This window comes from Microbacterium enclense (assembly GCA_038182865.1).
In the GTDB taxonomy this organism is placed as follows: domain Bacteria; phylum Actinomycetota; class Actinomycetes; order Actinomycetales; family Microbacteriaceae; genus Microbacterium; species Microbacterium enclense_B.
Genome location: CP116226.1, coordinates 2,192,318 through 2,217,616 on the forward strand (window position 1 = coordinate 2,192,318; position 25,299 = coordinate 2,217,616).

Below are 25,299 nucleotides of genomic sequence, written 5' to 3' on the forward strand. Positions count from 1 at the left end.
GGGAGGGCTAGCGTAGAACGCGATCGAAGGAGTCCCATGATCCCCACCGACGCGTCCGTCACCGAGCGCTATCGCGCTGCCCGCGACGAGCTTCTCGCCGCGCGCACCGATCCGGACCGCGCAGCGGCATTCTCCTGGCCGCGCTTCGAAGGGTCGTTCAACTGGGCGATCGACTGGTTCGACCCGATGGCGCGCGGCAACGACGCGCCCGCGCTGATCGTGGTCGACGACGACGGCACTCATCACGAGCGCACGTTCGACGAGCTCGCGCGCCGTTCCGACCGCGTGGCGGCGTGGCTGGCATCCCGGAACGTCCGACGCGGAGACGCCGTGCTGCTCATGCTCGGCAACCAGGTCGAGCTGTGGGAGGCGATGCTCGGGATCATGAAGCTCGGCGGGGTCATCGCTCCGACGACCACCGCGCTCGGCGCGGGCGACCTGGCGGACCGGATCGCCCGGGCCGAGATCCGTCACGTCATCGTCGGAGCATCGGATGCCGGCAAGTTCGACGACCTGCCCGAGGATCTCGGCCGCATCGTGGTCGGTGGAGAGCACGCGGGATGGGCGACGTATGAAGACGCCTTCGCCGTGGATGCCGAGCCGGCCCGGCACCCCGGGACCGTCGCCGACGACCGGTTGCTGCTGTACTTCACCTCGGGGACGACGTCGAAGCCGAAGCTCGTCGAGCACACGCATGCGTCCTACCCGGTGGGGCATCTCTCGACGATGTACTGGCTGGGCCTTCAGCCCGGGGACGTCCACCTCGCGATCAGCTCACCGGGGTGGGCGAAGCACGCGTGGAGCCTGTTCTTCGCGCCGTGGATCGTCGGGGCGACCGTGCTGGCGCTGAACTACTCGCGGTTCTCGGCCGAGCGGCTGCTCGATGAACTCGAGCGCGATCGGGTGACGACGTTCTGCGCACCGCCCACGGTATGGCGGATGCTCATCCAGGCCGACCTCACCGGCCGCCGCGGGGCGTTGCGCGAAGTGGTCTCGGCGGGAGAGCCCCTCAACCCCGAGGTCATCGCGACCGTGCAGCGCGCCTGGGGTCTCGACATCCGTGACGGCTACGGCCAGACCGAGATGACCGCGGTCGTCGCCAACACCCCCGGAGCCCAGCTCGTGCCGGGATCGATGGGGCGACCGCTGCCCGGCTGTCCTGTCGTGCTGATCGACCCCCTGACCGGTTCCCCGGCCGACGAGGGGGAGATCTGCCTCGACCTGTCCGTCCGGCCGCTGAACCTCATGACAGGGTACGTGGGCGATGACGAGCGCAACGCCGAGTCGACCGCCAACGGCCTCTTCCACACCGGCGACGTCGCGCGCCGCGACGACCTCGGCACGATCACGTACATCGGGCGCACCGACGACGTCTTCAAGTCGTCCGACTACAAGATCAGCCCGTTCGAGCTCGAGAGCGTCCTCATCGAGCATCCCGCGGTCGTGGAGGCGGCCGTGGTGCCCGCCCCCGATGACCTGCGATTGTCGGTCCCCAAGGCCTATATCGTGCTGGCGTCCGGATACGAACCGGGCGAAGAGGTCGCGATCGACATCCTCCGGTACGCGCGTGAGAAGCTCGCGCCGTTCCAGCGGCTGCGCCGCGTCGAGTTCCTCGACCTGCCGAAGACGATCTCGGGCAAGATCCGCCGCGTCGAACTCCGCCAGCGCGAAGAGGCCGCGGTGCGCGGCGAGGTCTCGCCGGTCGAGTGGCGCGACGACGCTCTGCGGGGATGACGCGACGCGCCTGGGCTGTCGCGGGGACCCTCGTCGGTCTGGTCGTCGTGATCGTCGCGGCTCTGGCGCTGGGACGCGGAGCGGTGACGACGGCGGATGCCACACCCGCCCCGACCGTGATCTCGCCGCGTCCGACCTCGACGCCCCTCCCGACGCCGACGCCCACCGAGGCACCGACGCCCACCGGGGCGCCCACGCCCACCGCCACCCCGATCCCGACACCGACGCTCCTCGCCGTCCCCCGCGACGCGAACGGGTCGGCGCGCGCGCTCATCACCGGTGATTCCCTCGCGGCGGGCTTCTTCGCCACCTCGGAAGACCGGGGTTTCTCTGCTCTCCTCGCGAATGCCCTCGGCCCGGTGGAGCTCACGGCGGTCTCGCGCGCGCACCAGACGCTGACCACCGTCGCGGGTGTCACCGACGTCCCGCCCGACCTCGACCTCGCGGTCATCGAACTCGGGACGAACGACGTCGGCATCCCGACCCCGTTGGCGGACTTCGACGCGCAGTACGCCGATCTCGTCGCCCGCATCCGTGCGTCGTCGCCGGACGCCGCTCTCATATGTACCGGCACCTGGACCGCCGACGGCGCCGCCTACGACGAGGTCATCGCCCGTGTGTGCGCCGCGAGCGGGGGCCGCTACGTCTCCCTCGCAGGCCTTTTCGCGACGCCCGAGCTGCGCGGACCCGACGGCCGCGACACGTTCGTGGGCGCGGGCGACGACTTCCACCCGAACGACGCCGGGCACCGGGCGATCGCCGACGCGGTGCGGGCGGTGCTCGCGCCCTGAGGCTTGCGGCATCCGGTGTGGGTGTCGACAATTTCCGGGTGAGCGAAATCCTGGATGCCGGTCCTTTCTTCCACGGAACGAGAGCCACCCTGCGAGTCGGCGACCTCCTCACCCCGGGTTTCCGATCGAACTATCGGCCCGAGGTCGTCATGAATCACATCTACTTCACCGCGCTCCTGGACGGAGCGGGCCTCGCTGCGGAGATCATCTCGGGCGACGGCCCCCCACGCGTCTACGAGGTCGAACCGACCGGGGCGTTCGAGAACGACCCCAACGTGACCGACAAGAAGTTCCCGGGCAACCCCACGCGGTCGTTCCGCAGTGCGGCGCCCCTGCGGATCGTCGCCGAGCGCGACGACTGGACCCGCCTGACGCCCGAGGCCCTGGCAGCATGGAAGCGGCGTCTGACCGAGATGCGCGACGAGAACGCCGAGATCATCAACTGACGGCAGATTCACACGGGCTCGGTCGTGCGGATGAGCCCGCAGTTCACGCACGACCACGCCACCAGGAACCGCTCGTCGTCGAGGATCTCGAACGACAGCGGGTCGCCGCAGGTGGGGCACCGACGGGGGTCGGGAGTGCGCTGACGCATGTGTCCACGCTACGCGTGGTGGCGAGGGAGCGGTCGATAGGCTCAGGGAATGACCGGCGCCCCTCGTCCCGCCGACGATCGAACGCTGCAGATCGTGGCGCTGCTCCTCGCGCTTCTGTCGGTCGTCGCGTTCTTCTCGCTCGTCGGTGGAGTGATCGACTATCTGATCATGATCGTGTGTGCTGCGGCGGCCGTGCTCTTCGGGATCCGCGGGGTGCTTCGCCCCGGGGGCCTGCGTTGGGTCGTCCTCGTCGGTACGATCGTCGCGACGTTCATGTTCGTGACGTCGGTCGGGCTGCTGATCGTCCGCGTGACGCGGCTTCTGACGTCGTGACTCAGCGCGCGAAGGTGACGTGGATGACGCCGCTCTCGGCGACCTCCGACGTCACGGTGTAGCGCTGGTCGAGGCCGCGTAGGCCGTCCCACAGCCGCTCGCCCTGACCGAGGACGACGGGGCGCACGGCGACGTGCACGCGGTCGACGAGGTCGGCTTCCAGCGCGGACCGGACCGTCGACAGGCCTCCGCCCACGCGCACGTCGCCCTCACCGGCGAGCTCGCGCGCCCGGGCCACGGCATCCGCGATTCCCGAGGAGACGAAGGTGAAGCTCGTGCCGTTGTCGAAGGTGAGCGGGGCGCGCTCGCGGTGGGTCAGCACGAGCACGGGGACACGGAACGGCGGCTCGTCGCCCCACCATCCGCGCCACTCGGGGTCGTCGGGGAAGGAGTGCAGGCCGAACATCGCCGCGCCCATGACTTCAGCGCCGATGCCCTCGAAGTACTCCGCGGCATAGCGGTCGTCGACACCGGTCGTTCCGGCCCCCGACGTGTCGCCGAAGACACGCTCCCGGAAGGTCCGCGTCGCCATGTAGTCCTCGACGAGCCGGCCCCAGTCCTCGCCCATGGGGTTCTCGGGCGTCGGATCGGCGGGCGAGGCGACCCCGTCGAGCGAGATGTTCAGATCGACACGGACGGCCATGGCCTCCCCTTTGCGGAATGGGTCAACGGTGCTGCGTGAATCGTACGCTGCCCCCACAGGCCGCCGAAAAGGGGACAGACACACGGCGTGCGCCCACGTACCGTGGGAAAACTCGACCATGACATCGTGGCCGCCCACCGCTTCGAGGATGCAGCGATCACCGCTCGACCTCGCCGCTCAGGAGCACGCATGAATCGACTGCGCACCGTCACACACGCCTACCGGATGCCCGGCGGGTGGGAGAAGGTCGAGAAACAGGCTCTCACGCCCGATCACGCGGAAACCCTGCGCGCCGCGGGCTACACGCTCGTCCGCGCCCGTCGTGGGTGGGGCGATACCCGGGAGCTGTCACTCAGTCACTACCTCGCCCGGACCGGTCGGGCGGGCGATCCGTCAGTGGCGTGAGGGAAGACGCCGGGCACCCGTCTGGCGGGTCGCCGTCGTGGAGACGGTCAACTCGTGGTGCAGCCGGCGAAGTCTGAGGCGACCGTGGCCGAGTTCTTCGACCCGGTGCCGGTGTAGCCGGTCGGCAACGTCACGTTTCCCGCGAGGGTCCATCTCTGGTTCGCGGCCAGATTCGTCCGGAACGCCATCGTCGCGCCCGCGGGGAGTTCGCTCGTGAGAGTGAACTGGGTTGTCGTCGCGCTGAGCCGGTTTTGCGTCGCCGTTCCCCCGGTGATGGAGAAGACGCCGATACTGCTGACCCCGGTGCCGGATACGAGCAGGGTGGTGCCTACCGGAACGGGTGCGCCGGGACCTGCGGTGAGAGTGAAGCCCGGACCCAGGATGCCGGGGGCGCCGCAAGACCCGGCGAGTCGATAGGCGCCGATGTCGGTCGTCGAAGCGGCGGCGACGGGAGCGGCGACGGCGATCGCCACAGCGGGTGCCGCCCACGCGATCCCCGTGACGAGGGCCCGACGATCGAGGTGGCCCCGCGCGGGCGTGTCAGTTCGTGTGAGGTGGCCCATGGACTCTTCCGCATTCGAGGAGACCTGCCCCACTCGGCGACTGCTCCACCCCTCTGGTGTCTCAGACACATCGCCACCCCGTCAGGATGAGTATGCACGATGTCCGCGTGTCCGTCGTCACGCCCGTGGCTGCCTCGGAGCACGCGACTCAGGGCCTAGATGATGTCGAAAGGAATGTCGCCCTCGTTGTAGTCCGGAATCGCCCCGAGCTCCCAGTGGTGCGAGTTCACATCGGCGGTGTGCGCATCGAGGGGGACCGTCGAGACGGAGATCACGATCGATGTCGTGGATGTCACGAAGAAGCTGAGTCGTTGACCGTCGTCGACGGTGACATTGAGGAAGCCCCCCGCCGCTCGTGCGGCCCGGAGGACCTGCTCGCGCAGATCGTCCAGACCCTCGAGTGGGCCGAGCGCGAAGCTCGCTCCGTCTACGACCAACCTGATCCGCTCGATACTGCTCCCCATGCCCGGCACGCTAGGGCGGGTGCCATGCCATCGGGGCCGGGGTTGCGTGAGAAGCGAGCGCGATGCACACTGCGGGGGTCAGCGTGGAACGACGTTGATGATGCACGAAACCTCGGCATCGCTCACAGAGTGGCCGTTCACAGAGTGGCCGTTCACAGAGCCGCCGTTCACAGAGCCGCCGGTGAGGAGCCGCCGGTCAGCGCCACGGTCGCCAGGTCGTCGGTGAGAGCACCATCTCGTTCCGATGACGTTCTTCGCCGGTGAGCCCCAGGATGTTGTCCCCCGTGGTGAGAAGGAAAGCCCGGGGCCGCGGGGTCTCCTACCGGTAGTTGGTGAACTGCAGATCCACGTCGAGGTCGGCGGCCTTCAGCAGCCGCTGCACCTCTTGCAGGTCGTCGCGCGACTTCGACTGCACGCGCAGCTCGTCGCCCTGGATCTGCGACTTGACGCCCTTGGGCCCCTCGTCGCGGATGATCTTGCCGATCTTCTTCGCGTCGTCCTGCGAGATGCCCTCCTTCAGCGTGGAGGTGATGCGGTACTCCTTGCCGCTCTGAACGGGCTCGCCGCTGTCGAGGCTCTTCAGGGAGATACCGCGCTTGATGAGCTTGGTCTGGAAGACGTCGAGCACCGCGTTGGCGCGCTCCTCGGAGTTCGCCTTGATGACGATCGACTCGCCGCTCCACGCGATCGAGGCGTCGGTGCCCTTGAAGTCGTAGCGCTGCTCGACCTCTTTGTGCGCCTGATTGAGGGCGTTGTCGGCTTCCTGCCTGTCGATCTTTGAGACGATGTCGAATGAGCTGTCGCTGGCCATGGAAACAGTCTACAACCGCGGAAATTCGCGGCTCGGCCCGCTCAACAGCGGCCGATCCTGGCCCGAGGCGATCCGCCAGACTACCGGCCCCGCACGCCGCTCCGCGGGGGTTTGCTCCGCGGCCCGCAGGACACCTACGCTGACTTCTCGTCGTGAAGCTGGGGGAGGTCCACGCCGTGTCAGAAGAGCCGCAGGACGAGTCGGGGTTCCCGCCGGCGTGGCATCCGGACCCGCTGGGCGGGGGGCAGCTGCGGTGGTGGGACGGCTCGCGCTGGACCGAGCATCTGGCGCCCGTACCCGAGCAGGTCGCGGCCGTGGCCGATACGGGTGAGACACCGGATGCCGTGGCCCGCGCCGCCGCGAGCGAGCAGGTGACCGGGGCGGCAGCCGTCACGGCACCCCCGCGGGAGAAGTCCATGACGGCGACGACGTGGGCCGTGCTCGCCGCGACGGTCCTGGTCGTCGGCGGAGTCTCGGGCGGCCTGTGGTGGGGATCGACCTCGGCCCGGGCCGATATCCAGGCGCAGGCGCCCGCGGTGCTCGACGATTTCCTGGCCGCTGCCACCACGGGAGATGCGACGTGGACGGACTTCGCGAGCCCCGCCCTCGGGTCATCCGCTCTCGCGGTACCGCTGTTCGGTGACGCGAAGGCCGCGGCATCCATCGACCTGGCGGTCACCTACGAGGCGGGACCGGTGGTCTACGGGCGCAGCTCCGTGGCGCGAGACGAGCTCCCCGACGGCAACGACGTGGCCCTCGCCCTCGTAGACCTCACCTACACGTTCACCGTCGACGGGCAACAGCAGACGGCGACCACGACGCAGTCGGTGTGGCTGTCGCGGCCCTTTTACTTCGGTGACGACACCCCTGCCCAGGCGCGGTACGACCAGGAGCCCACGAGTGCGGGACCCTGGCGGGTCTCGGGCTTCACGGCACCGACCTCGGGAGACCTGCAAGGCCGCGAGGCTCTCGCCGCCTCGTCGTACGTCGCCGCCGAAGACGACTCGGTCTGCCGCAGCGCCATCGACCTGCTCGCGAGGATGTCCGAACTCGCGCGCGAGAACAACTTCATCCCTGCCCTGTGCTTGAGCGGCGGGCGGACGACGACCGTCGGCGACGACGTCGATGTCGACGCGATCGGGAAGTCCTTCCCGGCCCTCACGTACCTGTCGCCCTTCCGGGAGGCGACCTCGTTGGAGGGCACGTACGACAACCCGGCTCCGCTCCAGGAGTACCGCATCACCATCGGCGACGCGGACTACATCTTCGTGTTGGCCGCGGTCGGAGAGCAGGGCCAGCGCAGCTCCGAGGCGGGCTGGCGCATCATCAGCATCCAGAAGGCGGGCGAGTGATGACCGATCAGCAGACCGCTCCCGATTCCGAGGCCCGCAACGCGCCGCGCCGATGGTCGGCGCCACGCACAGCGCAGGTCGCGATCGCCCTCGTGGGCGTCCTGGCCCTCGTCGCCACGGCTCTCACGATCATCGTCGCGTGGCCCCGCGTTCCCGCGACAGGACCCGTCGCCGACCTTCCCGCGCGCTACGCGCCGTGGCTCGACGTCGAGGGCGCGACGCCCGAGACAGCGCTGTGGACGAGCATGAACGACGCGTTGCGCGCCAAGGACCGCGACGCGTTCCTCGCGAACGCGACCGGCGACGCGGTGGCGCAGCTGAGCCGCTGGTGGGACAACACCACCGCGATCGGATGGGACACCGCGGCGATCAGCCCCACCGGCGGCGAAGACACCGCGGCGGGTACGCAGGTCGTGGTGCTGGGTGCACAGTTCGGCTTCGCGGCGCATCCGGTGCGTGGCAGTGGCAACGCCGACGCCGACCTCGACCTGATTCAGGGCTTCGCCTACACCGTGACCTTCGCCCCCGGGTCGGAGGGGTCGACGGAGAGCAGGCCGCGTTCGTTCGACCGATACAACGACGACGGCACACTGAAAGAGGAGGTCATCGAGCCACGGAAGATCGCCTCGATCGTGCCGACCACCTCGCCCAACCCGTGGGACGACGGTGACCTGCACGTCGCGAAGCGTGATCACGTCGTGCTGTTCGGATTGAGCGATGAGGCGTCCCTCGTCGAGCAGACCGCGGATCTCGCCGAGACCTCGGCGACAACCGCCCTCGACACCGTCCGCGCGATGGGCGGCGACCTCCCGCAGGAAGGATTCGTGTCGGCCATCACGGGCGACGAGTCGCGCTTCGTACGGTGGCGGTACGGGGCACGCGAGCCCGGCGAGATGAAGGCCGCGGGTTTCGCCCGCGCGACCCTGCGACCGGCGGCCCCCGCGACGTGGCTCGACTCGACGATCGCCACGGGATACGACACGTCGGGCACCCTGGTGGTCATGGGGCCGCGCAGCACCGACCAGCGGGAGTCGACGTTCGTGCACGAGTTCGCGCACGCCCTGCATTTCACCGCGGCCCCGAGCCTGTTGACCAGCGACCCGAAAGCGGTCATGGAGGGCTTCGCGAGCTACACCGAGTGGGCCGCCGGGGTGGAGGAGCCCCGATTCAGCGATCCCCGCGTCGCCTCCGCGATCGCGGAGAAGGGCGCGGACGCGTTCGATGACGAGGCCCTCAGCAGCGCGGACGCCTGGATCGGCTACGAAGCCGCGGGTTCGTATTACGAGTTCGTCGCCGAGAAGGGCCACTCCCCGTGGCAGATGGCACTGCAGACCCGCAACGGCTTCGCCGGCCTCTCCGGCTACGCCGAGCAGAACCCGGACGTCAGCATCGCGGCGTGGCAGGAGTGGGCGGCGACTCAGTAGGTCACGGGCTCGAACTCCGGCACCACGTCGGCGAACGCCGCGACCTCGTCCGAGAGTCGGACAGTGAGGTCGCGGCCCTCGCGCACCCATCGCTCCCTGTTCTCCTCGGCATCCCATCCCTGGAACGGGTCCGCGTGCTCCTCCCAGAACGCCTGCCACCGCGCGAGGTCTCGGCCGAGTTCGGGGGAGAGCCCGTACTCGTCGGGTGTGGTCGTGTAGCCGACGTCCCAGGTCGGGGTCGACGTCTCCCAAAGAGGGTAGTCGCGGCTGTCATCCGGGAAGAGCCGGATCACCCGGCGCGCGGGTGGCACACCGCGCCCGTGCGGGGCGGAGGGGATGTCAGGCCATCCGTCCTTCGGAGCGCGGTCGTCGTCGCGCGCCAAGGCGCCGGTCCAGGATGCCGACTGCCCGCCGTCGCGACCGCGCACCTGCCCGGGCTGCACGCCGGTGTAGCGGAATCCGCACTTCTGCGCCACGCGCATCGACGCGACGTTGCCGAGGATGCATTCCCAGCCCAGCTCGTCGAGCTCGGTGCGCGCGAACGTCGCATCGACGACCGCAGCGAGGGCTTCGGGCAGGATGCCGAGACCCCGGTGCTCGGCCCCGAGCCAGTAGCCGACCATTCCCCCCTCCACGCGCACGCCGATCACGCCGAGGAGGGGACCGGCATCCGTCTCCCGGATGGCCCAGGTCCATTCGCGGTCCTGCGCCCAGCCGTCGGCGACGTAGCCCTCGACGAACCCGACCGCGTCGGCGCGGGTGTACGGCCACGGGGTCGTCAGGTAGTGCTCGAAGACGGGGTCGGAGCAGTAGCGGGTGATGTCGTCGGCGTCGGCGAGTGTCGGCTGGTTCAGCACCAGGCGGGCGGTGCGCAGAGAGAACGGCGTCATCGCCGCAGCCTATCCGGGCGCTCGTAGACTCGGATGCCATGCGAGCACTCACCGAGAACGAGGTCCGGGATGCGTTCATCAACGCCACCCCCGACGAACTGCGTGTCATCGCCATGCCCCACGACTTCGTGCTGACGGACTGGGACCACCTCGATTTCTTCGCGTGGCGGGACCCCCGCACCCGCGGGCGCGGCTACGTCATCGCCGAGCGCGAAGGCGAGCCCACCGGCGTCGTGCTGCGCGCCGCGGAAGGCCAGTCGCGCGCGCGGTCGGCGATGTGCAACCTCTGCCACACGATGCAGCCGGGCGACCAAGTCTCGCTCTTCACGGCGCGCAAGGCGGGCGCCGCGGGAGAGCAGGGCGACACCGTCGGCACCTACATGTGCGCCGACCTGTCGTGTCACGAGACGGTGCGCCTGGCCGCCCCTCTGGCCCCGAGCGAGATCCGCGCGAGCGTGGACCGCAAGATCGACGGCACGAAGCGACGGACCGAGGACTTCGTCGACCGCGTGCGAGAGGCCGCCGACGTCGCGCGGTGAGCCGTCGGCGTGGGCTGTTCCCGCTCCGGACTCGATCTCGACGTGGTTTGAGGCACCCCCAGCGGGATAGTAGGATTGGTGATCGCGCCTCCGGTCGACTGCCAAAGCCGGGCGGGTGCGCACCTGGCGAGTTACCCAAGCGGCCAAAGGGATCTGACTGTAAATCAGACTGCATTGCATTCGGGGGTTCGAATCCCTCACTCGCCACCACCACGAGGGATTCCCTCTTCTCGTGTCCAGGCCAGTCCCCATGGGGGCTGGCCTGCGGTGTTCCGGGCGCATGCCGCGAAGACGCCGCATACTCCCGTCCGAGAGACGACCTCGCGCCCAGCGCAACGCCGCCACTGTGGCCGAGTCGTGGAACGGTCCCTATGGGAGCCGTGGTGAAAGGCCGTACCCTCGGTGACACACACATGGGGGATGTACGTGGAGAACCTAGACGAGCGACTGCCGCCAGCGGCCGACCGTGTCCCGCAGGACCGCGAACACTTCGGTGCTGGGCCCACCCATGTCGGCGGTGCACCGACGAGCCCGAGCCCTCGGCGCACACCCCGCGGAGATCCTCCGGCCACGCCGTCTTCGCGTTTTGACGTCCGCGACATACTCAACGGCATGCCCACCGGGCGCGTGGTCGACCTCATGGGCGAGCCGGCTTTCGCTCTGGTCGTGTTCGTCGCGACGGTCGTGCAAGTGTGCGCTGATCCTCTTCGAGCACTGATCAATGGGGCGGAAGGATGGAATCTCCCTCTCCCGCCCGGGCTCGTCATCGCCCTGGCCGCCCTCGCGTGCCTCGGGCAAGCGCTCTTCGTCGTTCGTCTGGGACGATGGCCCATTCCCTCGATGCTCGGCACCGTGGCCTGCTACCTGTTCGTCGCTGTCGTGCTCGGCAACCCCGCGTGGGCAGTGCCGATGCAGCTCGTCATCGCCTTGGCGATGTTCGCGGTCGGGGCCGGACTCTCGCCGCTGGTCGCGAGTGGATGGAGTGTCCTCGCCGTCGGCGGGACGTTGGCGAGTCTCGCGTGGTGGGCCGCGGGCGCCGGGGCACCCGCGCAGGTCGTGCTGACCTTCGTCGTCACGGAGGGGACGGGCTTGGTCACGACGTCGTTCGCGGGCCTCATTTTCGGTGTGCTCTGGGCCGCGCACGAACGCCGAACGGAACGTGCGCGGCGTCTTGCAGCGGAAGCAGCGGAGCGGGAGGAGCGCGCGGTGGAAGCAACCCGAAACGCCGAACGCGCGCGCATCGCACAAGAGCTGCACGACGTCGCGGGTCAGCATCTCGCGGGGCTCGTCTCCCTGTGCGACGCTTCCGCCGAACTGGCCCCCGCCCACCCGCAACTCGCGCTCGACCTCATCGACGAGGTGCGGGCGGAAGGACGGTATGCCGCGGCCAGCTTGTACGGAGCACTCGGCGACCTCCGTGCCGTCGACGACGACAAGATCGCGACCACCCCGGATCTGCGCATGCTTCCGGAAATCCTGACTTTCTGGCGCGAACGCGGAATGGACGTGGAGTTCGCCGGTGAAGGGAGTCTGGCGGACCTCCCCGCGGTCGTATCGACGACCGCATATCGCGCCGTGCAGGAGGGGCTTTCCAACGCCGCCAAACACGCGGCCGGCGCCACCGTCAGAGTCGTCTCACGTGTCACCTCCGAGCGGTTGCACGTCGCCGTCGAGAACGATCCGCCGAAGCGGATGCGCGCCGACGAAGCCGAACTCGGCCTTCACTGGGGGCTGGACGGGCTTCGAGAAAAACTCTCCCTCGTTGATGGCATGCTGCAAGCATCCCCCGATGAATCCGGCGGGTGGCGGTTGAGCGTCGTCATCCCGCTGTCCGGATGACAGAGAGCAGCCCATGGTCGATCAGTCAGCAATCCGCGTGCTCATCGCCGATGACAATCGTCCTTTCCGTAAGGGCGTCCGCCTTCGTCTCGAGCAGGCGGAAGGAATCGTCGTCGTCGGGGAAGCCGCAACCGGACAGGACGCCGTGGAGGGCGCTCTCACCGAGGCGGCGGACGTGATCCTGATGGACCTCGAGATGCCGTCGATGAACGGCATCGACGCGACCCGAGCCGTCCTCGACGCATCCGCCGGGCGAAGCCGGGTCATCGTGCTCACAAGCCACGGCGAAGGGCACCTGGTCGTACGCGCCCTCCGCAACGGAGCCAGCGGTTACCTGCTGAAGACGCATGATTCCGCGCAGCTCATCGACGCCATCCGGGCAGCCCATCGGGGTGAAGCCCTCGTGTCCACGCGCATGACGCCCAGCCTTCTCGACCAGATTCGCGCGGGGCGGCCCTCCGCGGAGGACGAGGCGCGCATGTGGGCGCTCAGCCGTGCGGAAGCCCGAGTCGTCCGGCTGCTCAGCCGGGGTCTCACCTCCAATGAACAGCTCGCGAAAGAGCTCGTCCTCTCCGTCAACACCATTCGTTCGCACATCCAGTCCGCCCTGAAAAAGGTGGGTGCGTCCGATCGAACCCAGCTCGCCCTCTGGGGACTCAAACTCCGTGTCGAACTGGACGCGCGCCTGGTCGGACGTCTCTGAACGGGACGTCGACGCTCCCTCGGCATTTCGGACGTCGCGACGTGAAGGCGTCTGCTCGTCCAAAGGGGTGAAGAACCGGCCCGCGTTTTCCGCGTGAGGGATGGCGCCTCGGCTTCGCGCCGCGAGAAAAAAGCCGGATCGCGCACAAATTCCTGCACGTTCTCGCCGAGTTCTCGGCCTCTCTGTGGTCCGAGGAGTCCGCGCGCCGCTGCACTGTGCAGAAGCAGCATGAATCGGCGAGCTTGCAGACAGCGCATCGAGGGCGGTAGGCGGAAGCATGGACGCGATCTATCCGGTGTTCGCACGTGCCGACGCCACGTTCTACGACCACCCGGAGCGTGTGCCACGCGGTGCTGGCGAGGCCTACACGGTCGAGACGCCCGAGGGATGGGTCGTCGTCGAGCAGAGCCCGTGGACCTACCTGCAACCCGAAGGTCATCACCTCCCTGAGCAGGGATGGAAGGTCCATGTCAGCTGTCTCGTCTCGGACGCTGAGACCGTCCTGCGGGCCGCGGGGACGGTCGCGACAGCCCGCCGCATACCGTTCAAACACCTCTCCACGACGGACCTCCTCCGCCATTCCAACGCCAAAGACGCCGGTCGGGAGGGGTCGGGGAAGTTCGTCACCCTCTACCCCTCCACCGAGCGAGAGCTGCACCGGCTGTTGATCGGGTTGGGGGAGGTGCTCGCCTCCTTCAACGGGCCTCACATCCTTTCCGACCTCCGCTGGACGACCGGCCCGATCTTCACACGGTTCGGGGGGTTTCATCCGCTCTTCGTCGAAGTCGACGGAGCAATGGTCCCCGCGATCCGACACCCTGACGGCCACCTCGTCGCGGATATCCGACGACCCGTCTTCACGCCACCCGAATGGGTGCGTGTCCCGGCATTCCTGCAGGGCCCGCTCTCTCGTTTGCGGCAGCTTCAGCCTCCGGAAGGCTTCCCCGTCGTCACCGCGGTGCTCCAGCACTCAAACGCCGGGGGTATCTACCTTGCGTCCGATGGGACGGAGGAGGTGGTTCTCAAGGAAGCTCGTCCGTACACCGGGTTCACTCCGGACGGTCTGAGCGCCACGGAGCGCGCCGACAGGGAAGCGCGTACCTTGCGACACCTCTCCGGCCAGCGCGTCTCTCGCCTCCGCCGCGAATTCGATACGCACGACCACCGGTACCTCGTTCTGGAAAAGGCCCCCGGCCAGCCCCTTCATCAGGCCGTCGCCGCCCGCCACCCGCTCATCGCGGCAGATGCTGAGCCTGCCGCCGTCATCGCCTACCGCACGTGGGCGGTGCGGGTGGCCGAGGAACTCACGGCCGCCGTCGCTCACGTGCACGAGGCAGGTTTCGTGCACGGTGATCTGCACCCCGGAAACATCCTCGTCGACGAAGACGGTCATGTCACCGTGATCGATTTCGAAATGGCTCGCCCCGTCGCTGACGGAGCGCCGGCGGCCATCGGCGCCCCCGGTTTCATCGACCCGAGCGGGGCGGGGGGCATCGCAGGCGACCTCTTCGCGCTGCGGCGGATGATCCTCTTCCTCTTCGCCCCCGTTGTCGCCTTGGCGGATCTGCACCGCGACAAAGAGGCGGATCTGAGGCGGTGGGTGCATCGCCGCTTCTTCCTCGACGACCGCCGGGTGGCCTCGTGGGGGTGGACGAGCCCTCCCCACCCCGGACGCGTCGAGCACGCCGACACGATCCAGCGGATCAGCCGTCAGCTCCTCGCGGACGCCACCCCCGCTCGAACCGACCGGTTGTGGCCGGGCGACCCCGCACAGTTCGACGAACCTCCGTACGCGCTCGCACACGGGGCCTTCGGCCCGCTTCTCGCTCTTCACTCCGGTGGTGTCGCGATACCGGAGCATCTCGTGGAGTGGGCGGAATGGTCCACCGTCGAGACGAGCCCCCGACAGGGGCTCATGGACGGCCTCGCCGGTGCTGTCCTCGCCCTGTCCGCGTTGGGGCGAGAGGACGCAGCGGAACGTGCGCTGCAGGCGTGTCTGGACGCGCCCGTGCGGTGGAACGCTCCCGGTCTCTACGGGGGTCCTGCAGGTACGGCCCTCGCGTACGTGCACCTGTCTGCCCGGCACCCCGAGCTGCTCGCTCGCGCAGACGTCCTGTTCGCGGAAGTCGCCGAGCGTGCCGACAATTGGCGCACCCCGCGCCCAGGCCCGGTGGAGACAGGAAGTGGCGGACTGCTCCGCGGCCCCAGCGGGATCTCCCTCCTCGCAATGGCGTTGTACGACCGGCTGCAGAGACCCGAACTTCTCGACCTCGCCGAAGCCGCAATCCACGCCGACATCGCCGCGTGCGTACCGGCAGCGGACGGAACCCTGCAGATCAACGAAGGATGGCGGCTGATGCCCTACCTCGGCTACGGCTCGGCGGGTGTCGCGTATGCGCTGAGGCTCCTGGAGCAACGACGCCCCGGCAGTGCCCTGGTCCCGCTCCGGAGTGATCTCGAGCGCGCAGCACAGGCAGAGTTCGTCTTCGAACCCGGTCTCTTTCAGGGGCGCGCCGGGATGATGGCCACACTCGCCGGTTCTGACACAGGGGCCGCGCGACGCGCGCTCCGCCGGCACCACCGGATGCTCGAGCTCCATGCGATTCCCCGAGCGGCTGGTGCGGGCTATCCCGGCCGGAACCTTCTCCGGCTTTCATGCGACCTGGCAACCGGCTCGGCCGGCGTGCTGTGGGCACTCACGCATCCACGTGGTGATGCCGCGATGCCCTTCCTCGACCTCCCCCCGGTCACCGCGTCCGCCGGAAGGCGACTTGGCGGGGAGGGAGGTGAGGAGCATGGGGTACCTGCTTTCGTTGCAGGGTCTCGAGCGTGACGGGTCAGATCGCGCTGAGGCTGTCGCGAGTTCATGGAGTACCGGGATCTGCTACAGCAGCGTGTCCACGGGCCTTTGCACCTGAGGCCACCGATCAGGCGCGGGGGACGTCAGGGTCCCCTGCGCCGCCGGAGCGGCGGGGCGAGGTCATGACGGCGCCTGGGAGCGACACGGGTGCACCTACGTCGACCTCCAAAGCCCGGGCGCCCTCCTTCGCGACATCGGAGAGCACGGAGATGGACCTGGCTCGCCCATAAACGGGACGGCCCGGGCTCTCGTCTCTTCGGATGAAATGGTGTGTTGATCCGGTTGGGGCCAATTCGATTCCCATGCCCTGGCCGACCCGGTTTCCCGCGGATATGGCCTTTGGAGTGGACTTCATCTGCCATTCTGTCCCCCATCTGGAGGACAGAATGCCACGAGCATCATCTGTAGTGTCGTCGCCTCAACCGGTTCGCAACGCCGCGGATCGGATTCGAAGGGTGGTGCCGGTGCTTTTGGCTAATGTCCTCGCCGCGTTGGTTGGCGGCGTTTTGGCGGTAACAGGCGTTATCAAATTTCGTGAAGGACGAGATGTCCTGACGGCGTCGATCGTGGCGTACAAGATTGTTCCCGGCGGGTGTATTCGACCACTTGCGGCTTCGCTTCCACCCATTGAGCTCGCCGTCGGCTTGAGCCTTGTTCTCGTTCTCCCCGGACCATGGCCATGGTTTGCGATAGCAATCCTCGGGATGTACACGGTGGCGGTCATCTCCGTCATCGTCCGCCGGATGACGACGGAGTGCGGATGCTTCGGATCGGTCTTCCGTACCCAGGCCAACTGGGTGGTCGTCGTCCGGAACGTGGCGATGATGCTGATGCTGCTGCCGGCAGCGGTGCGTGGGGTGAGCCACTCCGTCTTGTGGTGGGCGGGTTGGGTCCTCCTGGGGGTGGCCGCTCTGGTCGCGGTCATCCGCCTCTTCCCACGCGGAAGGCTCCCATCGAGCGGGCCGTATCCCGCTTCCCCGTCCACCGCCGCGGCCCTCCACGCGCCGCATTCATGAAAGGACAGCATCAATGACGATGAAACGCCGTAGTTTCCTGGGCTACAGCCTCGGGGGTCTGGCAGCTCTCGTGTTCCCCGAAATGGCCACGGCCGCGACGCACTCAAACGTCAAGGCCGAACCCGACACGCCGTGGCAATGGCAGGTTCGAGAAACGCGGGAGATGACCTCAGCGGAACGCGATAAGTACATGCCGCTTTTCGCTCAGGATTTGCAGGACGCGGAAGCGAGCCTTGGTGCCCGCGATGACGGACATAGTCCGAGTATGTCCATCGCTGTGGGATTTGCCGCGAGCGTGCTCGCGCTCGCCACGCCGCTCGGGGGCAATCGGATCTACGCTCGGCATATTGAAATCGACAACACCGGTGCCATCATCCGGACGGCGACGACAACATTCTTCGCGTCCGAAGTCGATAAGACGATTGCGCTCCACTCCATGGGAGAGGACGCGTCCGCGGCGGCGACCAGTCGCCGCGAATTCGAAGCTCGCGCGGGATGTACGGGAGGTACACGCGAATGCCGTGCGTGCGCGGAGCAGAATGGCGTCGGAATCATCACATGCTGCGGTGGGTGCGCATGGGCGGCGTACAACTGGATCGCTTTCTCGAGTTGTGCGCTCATCCTCTGCTCCTTGTGCGCGTCGCAGAACTGCCTAAAGTGGGTTTATGCCTGCTGTTCGGTCTGATGGAGGAGAGACGGACATGACACAGACCGCACAGCCCGTTCGGGGGGCTAAATGGAGCGGGCCTGTCCTTCTCGTGGCCGCGTTCCTTTTCAACGCGTTCGCGACCTACCGCTACCTTTTCGCGCTCGACGGCGAGAATCCTGTCTTCGCATTCGCGGTGGTCGGTTTCCTGTGGGCGGCGTGGGTCGCCGTGCTGATACTGACACTGCGGTCAGGAACATCGCCCTCGTCCCGACGTGTCGCCTTGACGGTGTCGGGCATCTGTGTGGCGGTCGCCGCGGCGGCGTCGTTCCTGATTCGCTGAAGCCAGGGACTCCTTCTTCGGACGGACGAGCGGGGCCTACGGCAGGATGCCGTCCACGTACCCGCGGTCGACGCGAAGAGCGTCGCCCATCGTCGCCGAAGTGAGCGGGAGGCCAGGTAGCGTCAGCCGCGCGGCGGTGAGCGCGTTGGTCTCGAAGTTCCGGAGCCACTCGGCATCCGGGATCTCCAGGGCGCGGGAGCTGCGCGAGCGCAGTTCCCGCGTCACGCCGAGTTGGTCGAGTGGAATCCCGCCTGCCGGATGGCTTCGCCGAGGAGGATGAAACCCGCGACGGCGAGCGTGAGGGCCGCGGCCGGCGCGTAGAGCAGATGCGGCGCGCTCGCGAAATACGGCTCGGCCTGCGAGAGCTGCAGACCCCAGGACAGGGCGGGGGCCTGCAGCCCGATACCGAGGTAGGTGAGCGTTGCTTCGCTCGCGATGACGGCACCGACCTGGAGAGTCGCGAGGACGATGACCGGGCCGACGGTGTTGGGAGCGACGTGCGTGAGCATGATGCGCCAATCGCGCAGGCCCAGCGAGCGAGCCGCGGTGATGAAACTCCGCGAACGGACCGAGATCGTGGACGTCCGCATGACGCGCATCGCCGTCGGCCAGGAGAACGCGATGAGCACTGCCGAGACCAACCACACGTTGCGGGTCTGTACCGAGTTGAGCACGAGGACCGCGCCGAGCAGCAGCGGCACCGACACGACGATCTCGGAGACGCGGGACAGGACCGTGTCGATCCATCCGCCGTAGTAGCCCGCGAGCAGGCCGAGCGCGATCGCGATGACCAGGGTGCCGAGCGTCACGGTGATGCCGACGATGATCGAGTTCGCCGCGCCGTGGACGACGCTGGCATACAGGTCGCAACCCTGGATGGTGAACCCGAAGGGGTGGCCCGCCGCGAGGTCGGGAGCGCCCCGCGAGTCCGACAGATCGCAGGCGCGGGGGTCTCCGTGACCGAAGAGCCCCGAGATCAGCGACGGCCACGCGGTGATGAGCAGGAAGAAGCCCACGAGCACCGCGCCGATCCAGAACTCCGGGTTGCGGCGAAGACGAGCCCACACGGCGTTCCGCCGCGGGGGCGTCGCGAGGGTCGCGGTCGTCGTCGCGGTGGATGCCTCAAGCATTGCTCGTCTCCTTGCCGATGCGCGGGTCGAGAGCGCGGTGGAGGAGGTCGACGAGAAGGTTCGCGATGAGCACGACGAACACGCCGGCGGTGACGATCCCGACGACGACCGATCCTTGTTGGGTGTTGATGGCGGTGAACAGCGCTCGGCCGATGCCGGGCAGGTTGAAGATGCCTTCGACGAGGACCGCGCCGCCCAGGAGAGCGCCGAGGTCGAGACCGAGATACGTCACGACGGGCATGATCGCGTTGCGCAGCACGTGGCGGGTGTGCAGCTGCCACGGGGTGATTCCTCGCGAACGTGCGGTGCGCACGTAGTCGGCGGTGATGGTCTGCAGCATGCTCGTGCGCGTCAGGCGCGCGATGGGGCCGATCCCGAGCGCCGCAATGCACGCGGCGGGAAGGAGGAAGGCGACCGGCCAGCCGGCGGCCGCCCCCGCGACGGGGAACCACCCCAGTCGGAGTCCGAACACCTGCTGGGCGAAGAACGCGAGCACGAAGGTGGGAACGGCGAGCAGGAGGATCGTCGTGGAGGTCGCGAATCGATCGAACGCCCCGCCCGGCTTGAGCGCCGCGAGGGCGCCGAGACCGATGCCGATCACGAGCTCGATGATCCATGCGGTGAGAGCGAGCTGCGCGGTGATCGGCCATGCGTTGGCGAGGATGTTGCCGACGCTCTCGCCCGAGATCGTCACCCCGAAGTCGCCGCGGAAGAGGTCGGCGAGATAGTGACCGTACTGCGCGAGGACGGGTTCGTTGAGGTGGTACCGCTCCTCGAGGTTGCGCCGCACGGTGTCGGTCAGCTGGGCGTCGCCCGCGAGCGTCCCGAGCGGGTCGCCGGGGAGGGCGAAGACCGCGAGGAACACCAGCAGCGAGGTGCCGAAGAAGACGATGACGGCCTGGACCAGGCGATTCAGTACGGGGTGCACGGTGATTTCCTCTCTGACGGGGGAGCTGCCCCGGCGGACGGCCGGGGCAGCTCCCGGGATCACTGCGTGATCGCGACCGACCCGAACTGGCCCTTGTTGAAGGAGTCCGGTACCCACGACGACGCCCGCTCCGAGACCACGTATGTGCTGGGGTAGGTCCACAGCAGGATCGACGCGGTGTCGCGGATGAGGAGGTCCTTCGCCTGTGCGTACAGGTCCATCTGGGTCTCGGTCCCGCTGGCGGCTGCGGCGTCGGCGAGGAGCGCGTCGAACTCGGGGTTCGCGTAGAACGAGCCGTTCACGCTGCCGGTGGATGAGTACGAGGGTCCGAGGGTGTCCAACGGAGACGGGTAGTTGCCCGGCGCCCCCAGCGCCACCGGCGACTCGATCTCCTTCCCGAGGATCCCCGACCACGTGTTCTCCGACGCGACCTGCGCGACGGTGACCTCGGTGTCGAAGGTCTTCGCCCACTGGTTGGCGATGGCTTCGGCCCAGATCTCGCGGCCCGTTCCCGTGACCGACGTGACGGTGAGGGGGCCGGCGATGCCTCCCGCGGCATCCCAGAGCGCTTTCGCCGCCGCGGGGTCGTAGGTGCAGCTCTCCCCGCACGCGTCGTCGCGGTAGCCGACGCTGATGGGGATGTCGTAGTCGGTGGCCACGTGCGCCTGTCCGTCGAGGAGCGAGGAGATGATGGCGTCGCGGTCGATGGCCATCGACAGGGCCTTGCGGATGTCGGGATTGTCGTAACCCGGCAGATAGGTCGGAAGGCTGAGGTAGTTCCGCCAGTCGTCGACCGCGGAACGGCGCACGAGCTCGGGGTAGGCGGCCTCGGCCTCGGGGATGTCGGCCGAGTTCAGGGTGACGATGTCGACGGCACCCGCCTGGTAGTCGGTGTAGGCGACGTCGTTGCCGGTGTAGACGCGGAACGTCACCCCACCGTTGACGGGAGCCTCACCCGCGTACTCGGGGTACGTCTGCGTGACGATCTGGTCTCCGCCCGTCCACGGCTCCACCATCTCGTAGGGCCCGTTGCCGATCGGCTTGGCCGCGAACGACTCGGGATCGTCCAGAGCGGCCTGGGGGAGCGGTGAGTAGTACTGCCGCCCGAGCAAGTAGGGGAACTGGCTGTTCGGCTTCTTCAACGTGACGGTCAGGTGCAGCTCGTCGTCGACCGAGACGCCGCTCAACGTCTCGGCGGTGGGTGCTCCCTCGGCGGGGGCCACCTCGTCGTAGCCCTCGATGTTGGAGAACTGGTCGGACTGTACCCACGCGTTGTCGGGGTCGACGGCCGCGTTCCAGGCTCGCGCGAACGACGCGGCATCCACGGGTTCGCCGTTGTGGAAGGTCCACCCCGGAGCGATCTCGATCTTCCAGACGCGCTGGTCGTCGGTCTCGATCGAGGAGGCCACGAGATTGCGGGTCTCGCCCGTGGCCGGGTCGTAGTCGACGAGCCCGTCGAACAGCGCTCCCACGACCGTGTTGGCGAAAAGACCCGAACTGTTGCCGGGAATGAGGCTGGTGGGCTTCTGGATGCCGACCGTCAGGACCGCCTCGGTATCGGCGGTGCCCGGGGAGGAGGCGGCGGGCGTCGTGCAGCCGGCGAGTGCGGCGGCGGCTGCGGTGGTCAGGGCGAGTGCGATCAGCCACCGCGGTCGGGTCGTCGTGCGGGTCATGGCGTCTCTCTTTCTGGTGTCGGAGTTCTGGTGCGGGGTTCTGGTGCGTGAGGTTCTGGTGCAGGGGCTCTGGTGCGGGATGAGGAAATCAGCCGGCGCTCGAGGCCGCGAGGAGCGAGCGGCCGGGAATCGAGCTCAGGAGCTGTCGGGTGTACTCGTGGGTGGGACGGGCGAAGACGTCGGCGGTTGTTCCGCGTTCGACGACCTCGCCCCGGGCCATGACGATGACGTCGTGAGCGATCTGCTCCACGACTCCGAGGTCATGAGAGATGAAGAGGTAGGCGACGCCGAGCTCTCGCTGAATACGCGTGAGGACGTCGAGGACGTTCGCTTGAACCAGCACATCGAGGGCGGACACCGGTTCGTCGCAGATGATCAGATCGGGTTCGGGGGCCAGCGCTCGGGCGATGGCGACGCGCTGGCGTTGACCGCCGGACAGCTCGCTCGGTGCCCGGTCGCGCACGCTCTGCGGCAATCCGACGAGGTCGAGGAGCTCGCGCGCGCGCGCCTGCTGCGCGGAGGCGCTGCCCAGTCCGAAAGCACGCAGAGGTTCGGTGACGCTGCGCTCGACGGTCATCATCGGATCGAGCGAGGCATACGGATCCTGGAAGATCGGCTGCACGCGGCGGCGGAACTCCGCGAGGCCGTGACGACGGGCGGTGGTGATGTCGCGCCCGTCGAAGTGGATCGCCCCCGAGGTCGGATCGATCAGCCGCAGGGCGATGCTCGCCGCGGTGCTCTTGCCCGATCCCGACTCGCCGACGATCGCGAGGGTCTGGCCGCGCCGGACCTCGCAGGAGAGGTCGACCACCGCGGGGACGGCCTCGGTGCGGGAGCGACCGTACCCTCGTGCGCGGTAGGTCTTGGAGACCCCGTCGAGCGACAGCACCACGGGGGCGCTCGGATCGGGGACGAGAGCTGCGGCACCCGCACGATTCGCCGGGGCGGCAGCGACGAGGGCGCGGGTGTAGTCCTCTCGCGGGCGCAGGAGCACCTCGCGCGACGGCCCGTGTTCGACGACCCGGCCGCGGCTCATCACGATGACGCGGTCCGCGCGTTCGGCTGCCAGCCCGAGGTCGTGCGTGACCAGGATGACAGCGGTGCCGCTCTCGCGGATGAGGGACTGCAGGTTGTCGAGGATGACCTTCTGCACGGTGACGTCGAGGGCCGAGGTCGGCTCATCGGCGATGAGGATCCGCGGCGAGGTGATCATGCCCATCGCGATGAGGGCCCTCTGGCGCATGCCTCCCGACATCTCGTGGGGGTACTGGCGGAAGCGCTGCTCCGCGTGGGCGAGGCCCGCTGACTGCAGAGCGGCGACCGCATGGGCACGTGCGACGGGTCGAGGCCGCTTCTGCACGGCATCCGCGACCTCGATGACCTGAGCGCCTACACGATGCACGGGATCGAGGTTGGACATGGGGTCCTGCGGCACGTAGGCGAGGGTCCCTCGGCGCAGTCGACGCATCGTCGGCTCGGACGCTCCGACGATCTCTTCGCCGGCGAGCAGGATCGACCCCTCGGCGGAGGCCCCCGCGGGCAGGAGACCGAGGATCGCGCTCGCTGTCGTCGACTTCCCGGATCCGGATTCTCCGACGATCGCGAGGGTCTCGCCCTCGTGAAGATCGAACGACAGGTCGGTGACGACCTCGGTCGTGCCGTAGCGGATCGACAGGGACTCGACACGCAGCAGCGGTGGGGTGTGACTCATGTGTGACCCCTTGAGTCAAAGGGGGCGTTGGGCGCGGCCTCACGCTAGCGGCATCCCCGGATGAACGGAAGGGAAACGCGGGAATTTCACCGCGCCGTCACGGCGTGAAAGCGGCGCGGTAATAAAGGGTGTGCACCGACCTCGGGGATTTTGTACAGGAACGAAAAAGTTTGGCGCTGAACATACGCGCCTCGATACTGAACGACACATCATCCGTTTGGGGCTTGGGCGCTCGGAACTCGGTGATCACCGGCGTTCCCCGATTCGACGAGGGGATCCTCTTCATGTCTCACGTGTTCGATCCGCGATGGGCGCTCGCGCCGCACGGCGTGGGCCGCGACGTCGCTCCGGGTGGGAGCGTCGACGCATGACGCGCTTCCGCGTCGAGGAGATGCCGCGCACGGTTCCTCGGCCCGTGCTCGCGGCGCTCCGCGCCTCCTCCACGGCGACCCTCGGCCACCTCACCGACTTCGGTTTCGTCCGCGGGCTCACACCGGTCGGTCCCGTCGTCCCGTTCGCCGGGCCGGCGCTGACCGTTCGGATCCCGCACGTCGACTCGAGTGCCGTCCACCATGCGCTCGCTCTGGTGCAGCCCGGTGACGTCGTCGTCATCGATCAGTCGGGCGACGACGACCGGTCCAGCTTCGGCGGGACCCTCGCCGCCATCGCGGCGGACGCGGGGGTGATCGCCGCGGTGTGCAACGGCCGGACGAACGACGTCGCCGAGATCCTCGCGCTCGGCTTCCCCGTCTTCTCGCGCGGGGCGACGTCGATGACCACGCGCATCCTGGGTCTCGAAGGGCAGATCAACGTGCCCGTCGCGATCGGAGGAGTCGCGGTCCTTCCCGGCGACATCGTCTTCGGGGACGGAGACGGGGTGTGCGTTCTCCCTCGGGCGGACGCGGCGGACGTGAGCGAGCAGATGACCCGGCTCGACGCCGATCCGGTGGTGCAGTCCCTCCGCGAGACCGTCGCCGCCGGTACGCCGTTGGGGCGCGTGACGGGAGCCGCCGCATCGTTCTCGGAGGTCGTGAGATGACGGCGGCCGCTGTCGACCTGGTGGTCGGGTGCGTGCAGATGCAGTCGGGTCTCGAGCCCGGGGCCAACCTGTCTCGCTGTCTCGCGTTCGCGCGCGAGGCGGAGTCGCGCGGTGTGCAGCTGCTCATCTTCCCGGAGTCGGCGACCAGCCGTTCGGATGACCCGGCGACCTCGCCGCGCGCGCAAGGCGTCGACGGTCCGTTCGTCGCGCGGCTGCGCGAGGAGCTCGCCGACTCCGACATGACCGTGATCATCGGAATGACGGAGGAGCGTGCCCATGGCCTCCCCTTCAACACGCTGGTCGCTTTACGCTCCGGTGCGGTCGTGGCCACCTATCGCAAGCTCCATCTCTACGACGCGGCCGGAATGCGCGAGTCGGACACGATGTCCCCGGGCGACGGTCCGGTCGAGGTGTTCGAGGTGAACGGGTTCCGCGTCGGGATGATGACGTGTTACGACGTGCGCTTCCCCGAACTCGCTCGTCTGCTGGCGGAGCAGGGCGCCGATGTCCTGGCCGTGCCGACCTCCTGGGTCAGCGGCCCGCTGAAGGAGGACCATTGGCGCACCCTGTGCGCAGCGCGCGCGATCGAGAACGCGCTCTACGTCGTCGGTGCGGCCCAGACCGGCGGCACGCGCATCGGGCGCTCCCTCGTGGTGGCTCCGGACGGCGTCGCCGAGGCGACGGCCGGGTACGAGGAGACGCTGCTGGTCGGCCGGTTGTCGGCCGAGCGGCTGGCGGGGGTCCGCCAGCGCTTCCCGATGCTCCACCAGACCCGTTTCGTCGTCGATGCGAGCCCGCGACCGGCGCGATCGCCCGCGGGGGTGTGACGCTCTTGTCGTCGGAACACATCGATCGCGGCGCCGCGT

Annotated in this window: 27 protein-coding genes and 1 tRNA gene; 17 read left to right on the top strand and 11 right to left on the bottom strand. The window is 68.5% G+C overall.

Annotated features, from left to right (window positions below):
• Positions 1-36 precede the first annotated feature (36 nt).
• From PIR02_10205 to arr, 3 genes are read left to right on the top strand one after another with little or no spacing between them, the layout of a single operon-like run.
• Entirely contained in the window at positions 37-1,734 is a 1,698-nt protein-coding gene (locus PIR02_10205; GenBank protein WZH35155.1) for an AMP-binding protein, read from the top strand.
• A complete protein-coding gene (locus tag PIR02_10210) occupies positions 1,731-2,525 on the top strand; it encodes an SGNH/GDSL hydrolase family protein (GenBank protein WZH35156.1) in 795 nt (264 codons plus the stop codon). The genes PIR02_10205 and PIR02_10210 overlap by 4 nt, the downstream gene beginning before the upstream one ends.
• 38 nt (positions 2,526-2,563) lie before the next feature.
• Complete coding sequence (gene arr, locus PIR02_10215; GenBank protein WZH35157.1) at positions 2,564-2,971, top strand: NAD(+)--rifampin ADP-ribosyltransferase; 408 nt, start codon at positions 2,564-2,566, stop codon at positions 2,969-2,971.
• Between the two features lie 8 nt (positions 2,972-2,979).
• Here arr and PIR02_10220 read toward each other — a convergent pair whose 3' ends face one another.
• Entirely contained in the window at positions 2,980-3,120 is a 141-nt protein-coding gene (locus PIR02_10220) for a hypothetical protein (protein ID WZH35158.1), read from the bottom strand.
• A 49-nt stretch (positions 3,121-3,169) separates the two neighbouring features.
• Here PIR02_10220 and PIR02_10225 point away from each other — a divergent pair, with 49 nt between their 5' ends.
• The gene (locus PIR02_10225) at positions 3,170-3,454 is read left to right on the top strand and encodes a hypothetical protein (GenBank protein WZH35159.1); all 285 of its coding nucleotides are present in this window, start codon (positions 3,170-3,172) and stop codon (positions 3,452-3,454) included.
• Position 3,455: 1 nt separating this feature from the next.
• On the opposite strand, the gene PIR02_10230 is transcribed toward PIR02_10225, so the two are convergent.
• Positions 3,456-4,097 carry a dihydrofolate reductase family protein gene (locus PIR02_10230; GenBank protein WZH35160.1) on the bottom strand — a complete coding sequence of 214 codons (642 nt, stop codon included), beginning with the start codon at positions 4,095-4,097 and terminating at the stop codon, positions 3,456-3,458.
• Positions 4,098-4,286: 189 nt separating this feature from the next.
• Here PIR02_10230 and PIR02_10235 point away from each other — a divergent pair, with 189 nt between their 5' ends.
• Positions 4,287-4,502, top strand: a complete 216-nt coding sequence (locus PIR02_10235) for an alternative tryptophan synthase beta-subunit (GenBank protein ID WZH35161.1) — start codon at positions 4,287-4,289, stop codon at positions 4,500-4,502.
• A 47-nt stretch (positions 4,503-4,549) separates the two neighbouring features.
• Here the strand turns inward: PIR02_10235 and PIR02_10240 are convergent, their stop codons facing one another.
• From PIR02_10240 to PIR02_10250, 3 genes are all read right to left on the bottom strand, one after another.
• Complete coding sequence (locus tag PIR02_10240; protein ID WZH35162.1) at positions 4,550-5,134, bottom strand: hypothetical protein; 585 nt, start codon at positions 5,132-5,134, stop codon at positions 4,550-4,552.
• A gap of 86 nt (positions 5,135-5,220) precedes the next feature.
• Positions 5,221-5,529: a hypothetical protein gene (locus PIR02_10245; protein ID WZH35163.1), complete on the bottom strand. Its 309-nt coding sequence runs from the start codon at positions 5,527-5,529 to the stop codon at positions 5,221-5,223.
• 319 nt (positions 5,530-5,848) lie between these two features.
• On the bottom strand, positions 5,849-6,340 hold the full coding sequence (locus PIR02_10250; protein WZH35164.1) for a YajQ family cyclic di-GMP-binding protein: 492 nt from the start codon (positions 6,338-6,340) through the stop codon (positions 5,849-5,851).
• A gap of 176 nt (positions 6,341-6,516) precedes the next feature.
• Here PIR02_10250 and PIR02_10255 point away from each other — a divergent pair, with 176 nt between their 5' ends.
• Both PIR02_10255 and PIR02_10260 read left to right on the top strand, forming a co-directional pair.
• Positions 6,517-7,692, top strand: coding sequence for a DUF2510 domain-containing protein (locus PIR02_10255; protein WZH35165.1), 1,176 nt, complete (start codon positions 6,517-6,519; stop codon positions 7,690-7,692).
• Complete coding sequence (locus tag PIR02_10260; GenBank protein WZH35166.1) at positions 7,692-9,116, top strand: hypothetical protein; 1,425 nt, start codon at positions 7,692-7,694, stop codon at positions 9,114-9,116. The genes PIR02_10255 and PIR02_10260 overlap by 1 nt, the downstream gene beginning before the upstream one ends.
• On the opposite strand, the gene PIR02_10265 is transcribed toward PIR02_10260, so the two are convergent.
• Positions 9,110-10,006: a GNAT family N-acetyltransferase gene (locus tag PIR02_10265; protein ID WZH35167.1), complete on the bottom strand. Its 897-nt coding sequence runs from the start codon at positions 10,004-10,006 to the stop codon at positions 9,110-9,112. The two genes, PIR02_10260 and PIR02_10265, sit on opposite strands and share 7 nt — an antisense overlap.
• 38 nt (positions 10,007-10,044) lie before the next feature.
• Here PIR02_10265 and PIR02_10270 point away from each other — a divergent pair, with 38 nt between their 5' ends.
• The 8 genes from PIR02_10270 (at position 10,045) to PIR02_10305 (ending at position 17,952) form a co-directional block, all read left to right on the top strand.
• Complete coding sequence (locus PIR02_10270; protein ID WZH35168.1) at positions 10,045-10,545, top strand: FBP domain-containing protein; 501 nt, start codon at positions 10,045-10,047, stop codon at positions 10,543-10,545.
• A gap of 125 nt (positions 10,546-10,670) precedes the next feature.
• A tRNA-Tyr gene (locus PIR02_10275) sits at positions 10,671-10,755 on the top strand.
• Between the two features lie 402 nt (positions 10,756-11,157).
• Positions 11,158-12,384, top strand: coding sequence for a histidine kinase (locus PIR02_10280; GenBank protein WZH35169.1), 1,227 nt, complete (start codon positions 11,158-11,160; stop codon positions 12,382-12,384).
• Between the two features lie 13 nt (positions 12,385-12,397).
• The gene (locus tag PIR02_10285; GenBank protein WZH35170.1) at positions 12,398-13,087 is read left to right on the top strand and encodes a response regulator transcription factor; all 690 of its coding nucleotides are present in this window, start codon (positions 12,398-12,400) and stop codon (positions 13,085-13,087) included.
• A 277-nt stretch (positions 13,088-13,364) separates the two neighbouring features.
• Positions 13,365-15,920, top strand: a complete 2,556-nt coding sequence (lanKC, locus tag PIR02_10290) for a class III lanthionine synthetase LanKC (GenBank protein WZH35171.1) — start codon at positions 13,365-13,367, stop codon at positions 15,918-15,920.
• Positions 15,921-16,333: 413 nt separating this feature from the next.
• Positions 16,334-16,963: a hypothetical protein gene (locus PIR02_10295; GenBank protein WZH38990.1), complete on the top strand. Its 630-nt coding sequence runs from the start codon at positions 16,334-16,336 to the stop codon at positions 16,961-16,963.
• Positions 16,964-16,976: 13 nt separating this feature from the next.
• Positions 16,977-17,648: a hypothetical protein gene (locus tag PIR02_10300; GenBank protein ID WZH35172.1), complete on the top strand. Its 672-nt coding sequence runs from the start codon at positions 16,977-16,979 to the stop codon at positions 17,646-17,648.
• Positions 17,649-17,664: 16 nt separating this feature from the next.
• Positions 17,665-17,952: a hypothetical protein gene (locus PIR02_10305; GenBank protein ID WZH35173.1), complete on the top strand. Its 288-nt coding sequence runs from the start codon at positions 17,665-17,667 to the stop codon at positions 17,950-17,952.
• Between the two features lie 36 nt (positions 17,953-17,988).
• On the opposite strand, the gene PIR02_10310 is transcribed toward PIR02_10305, so the two are convergent.
• From PIR02_10310 to PIR02_10330, 5 genes are all read right to left on the bottom strand, one after another.
• On the bottom strand, positions 17,989-18,177 hold the full coding sequence (locus PIR02_10310) for a hypothetical protein (GenBank protein ID WZH35174.1): 189 nt from the start codon (positions 18,175-18,177) through the stop codon (positions 17,989-17,991).
• Positions 18,174-19,082 (bottom strand): ABC transporter permease, encoded by a 909-nt coding sequence (locus tag PIR02_10315; protein WZH35175.1) that lies wholly within the window; start codon positions 19,080-19,082, stop codon positions 18,174-18,176. The genes PIR02_10310 and PIR02_10315 overlap by 4 nt, the downstream gene beginning before the upstream one ends.
• Positions 19,075-20,010: an ABC transporter permease gene (locus PIR02_10320; GenBank protein WZH35176.1), complete on the bottom strand. Its 936-nt coding sequence runs from the start codon at positions 20,008-20,010 to the stop codon at positions 19,075-19,077. The genes PIR02_10315 and PIR02_10320 overlap by 8 nt, the downstream gene beginning before the upstream one ends.
• A gap of 59 nt (positions 20,011-20,069) precedes the next feature.
• A complete protein-coding gene (locus PIR02_10325) occupies positions 20,070-21,683 on the bottom strand; it encodes an ABC transporter substrate-binding protein (protein WZH35177.1) in 1,614 nt (537 codons plus the stop codon).
• Between the two features lie 88 nt (positions 21,684-21,771).
• Complete coding sequence (locus PIR02_10330) at positions 21,772-23,394, bottom strand: ABC transporter ATP-binding protein (GenBank protein ID WZH35178.1); 1,623 nt, start codon at positions 23,392-23,394, stop codon at positions 21,772-21,774.
• Positions 23,395-23,761: 367 nt separating this feature from the next.
• On the opposite strand from PIR02_10330, the gene PIR02_10335 reads away from it, so the two are divergent.
• Positions 23,762-24,433 (top strand): RraA family protein, encoded by a 672-nt coding sequence (locus tag PIR02_10335; protein WZH35179.1) that lies wholly within the window; start codon positions 23,762-23,764, stop codon positions 24,431-24,433.
• On the top strand, positions 24,430-25,260 hold the full coding sequence (locus PIR02_10340) for a carbon-nitrogen hydrolase family protein (protein ID WZH35180.1): 831 nt from the start codon (positions 24,430-24,432) through the stop codon (positions 25,258-25,260). Before PIR02_10335 ends, PIR02_10340 begins: the two co-directional genes overlap by 4 nt.
• The last annotated feature ends 39 nt before the right edge of the window (positions 25,261-25,299 follow it).

Excerpts from the sequence above, each read along its gene's own strand:
- PIR02_10205 (WZH35155.1), top strand. The coding sequence starts at position 37 with ATGATCCCCACCGACGCGTCCGTCACCGAGCGCTATCGCGCTGCCCGC.
- PIR02_10210 (WZH35156.1), top strand. The coding sequence starts at position 1,731 with ATGACGCGACGCGCCTGGGCTGTCGCGGGGACCCTCGTCGGTCTGGTC.
- PIR02_10220 (WZH35158.1), bottom strand. The coding sequence starts at position 3,120 with ATGCGTCAGCGCACTCCCGACCCCCGTCGGTGCCCCACCTGCGGCGAC.
- PIR02_10225 (WZH35159.1), top strand. The coding sequence starts at position 3,170 with ATGACCGGCGCCCCTCGTCCCGCCGACGATCGAACGCTGCAGATCGTG.
- PIR02_10230 (WZH35160.1), bottom strand. The coding sequence starts at position 4,097 with ATGGCCGTCCGTGTCGATCTGAACATCTCGCTCGACGGGGTCGCCTCG.
- PIR02_10235 (WZH35161.1), top strand. The coding sequence starts at position 4,287 with ATGAATCGACTGCGCACCGTCACACACGCCTACCGGATGCCCGGCGGG.
- PIR02_10245 (WZH35163.1), bottom strand. The coding sequence starts at position 5,529 with ATGGGGAGCAGTATCGAGCGGATCAGGTTGGTCGTAGACGGAGCGAGC.
- PIR02_10250 (WZH35164.1), bottom strand. The coding sequence starts at position 6,340 with ATGGCCAGCGACAGCTCATTCGACATCGTCTCAAAGATCGACAGGCAG.
- PIR02_10260 (WZH35166.1), top strand. The coding sequence starts at position 7,692 with ATGACCGATCAGCAGACCGCTCCCGATTCCGAGGCCCGCAACGCGCCG.
- PIR02_10265 (WZH35167.1), bottom strand. The coding sequence starts at position 10,006 with ATGACGCCGTTCTCTCTGCGCACCGCCCGCCTGGTGCTGAACCAGCCG.
- PIR02_10270 (WZH35168.1), top strand. The coding sequence starts at position 10,045 with ATGCGAGCACTCACCGAGAACGAGGTCCGGGATGCGTTCATCAACGCC.
- PIR02_10280 (WZH35169.1), top strand. The coding sequence starts at position 11,158 with ATGCCCACCGGGCGCGTGGTCGACCTCATGGGCGAGCCGGCTTTCGCT.
- PIR02_10285 (WZH35170.1), top strand. The coding sequence starts at position 12,398 with ATGGTCGATCAGTCAGCAATCCGCGTGCTCATCGCCGATGACAATCGT.
- lanKC (WZH35171.1), top strand. The coding sequence starts at position 13,365 with ATGGACGCGATCTATCCGGTGTTCGCACGTGCCGACGCCACGTTCTAC.
- PIR02_10295 (WZH38990.1), top strand. The coding sequence starts at position 16,334 with ATGCCACGAGCATCATCTGTAGTGTCGTCGCCTCAACCGGTTCGCAAC.
- PIR02_10300 (WZH35172.1), top strand. The coding sequence starts at position 16,977 with ATGACGATGAAACGCCGTAGTTTCCTGGGCTACAGCCTCGGGGGTCTG.
- PIR02_10305 (WZH35173.1), top strand. The coding sequence starts at position 17,665 with ATGACACAGACCGCACAGCCCGTTCGGGGGGCTAAATGGAGCGGGCCT.
- PIR02_10315 (WZH35175.1), bottom strand. The coding sequence starts at position 19,082 with ATGCTTGAGGCATCCACCGCGACGACGACCGCGACCCTCGCGACGCCC.
- PIR02_10325 (WZH35177.1), bottom strand. The coding sequence starts at position 21,683 with ATGACCCGCACGACGACCCGACCGCGGTGGCTGATCGCACTCGCCCTG.
- PIR02_10330 (WZH35178.1), bottom strand. The coding sequence starts at position 23,394 with ATGAGTCACACCCCACCGCTGCTGCGTGTCGAGTCCCTGTCGATCCGC.
- PIR02_10335 (WZH35179.1), top strand. The coding sequence starts at position 23,762 with ATGACGCGCTTCCGCGTCGAGGAGATGCCGCGCACGGTTCCTCGGCCC.
- PIR02_10340 (WZH35180.1), top strand. The coding sequence starts at position 24,430 with ATGACGGCGGCCGCTGTCGACCTGGTGGTCGGGTGCGTGCAGATGCAG.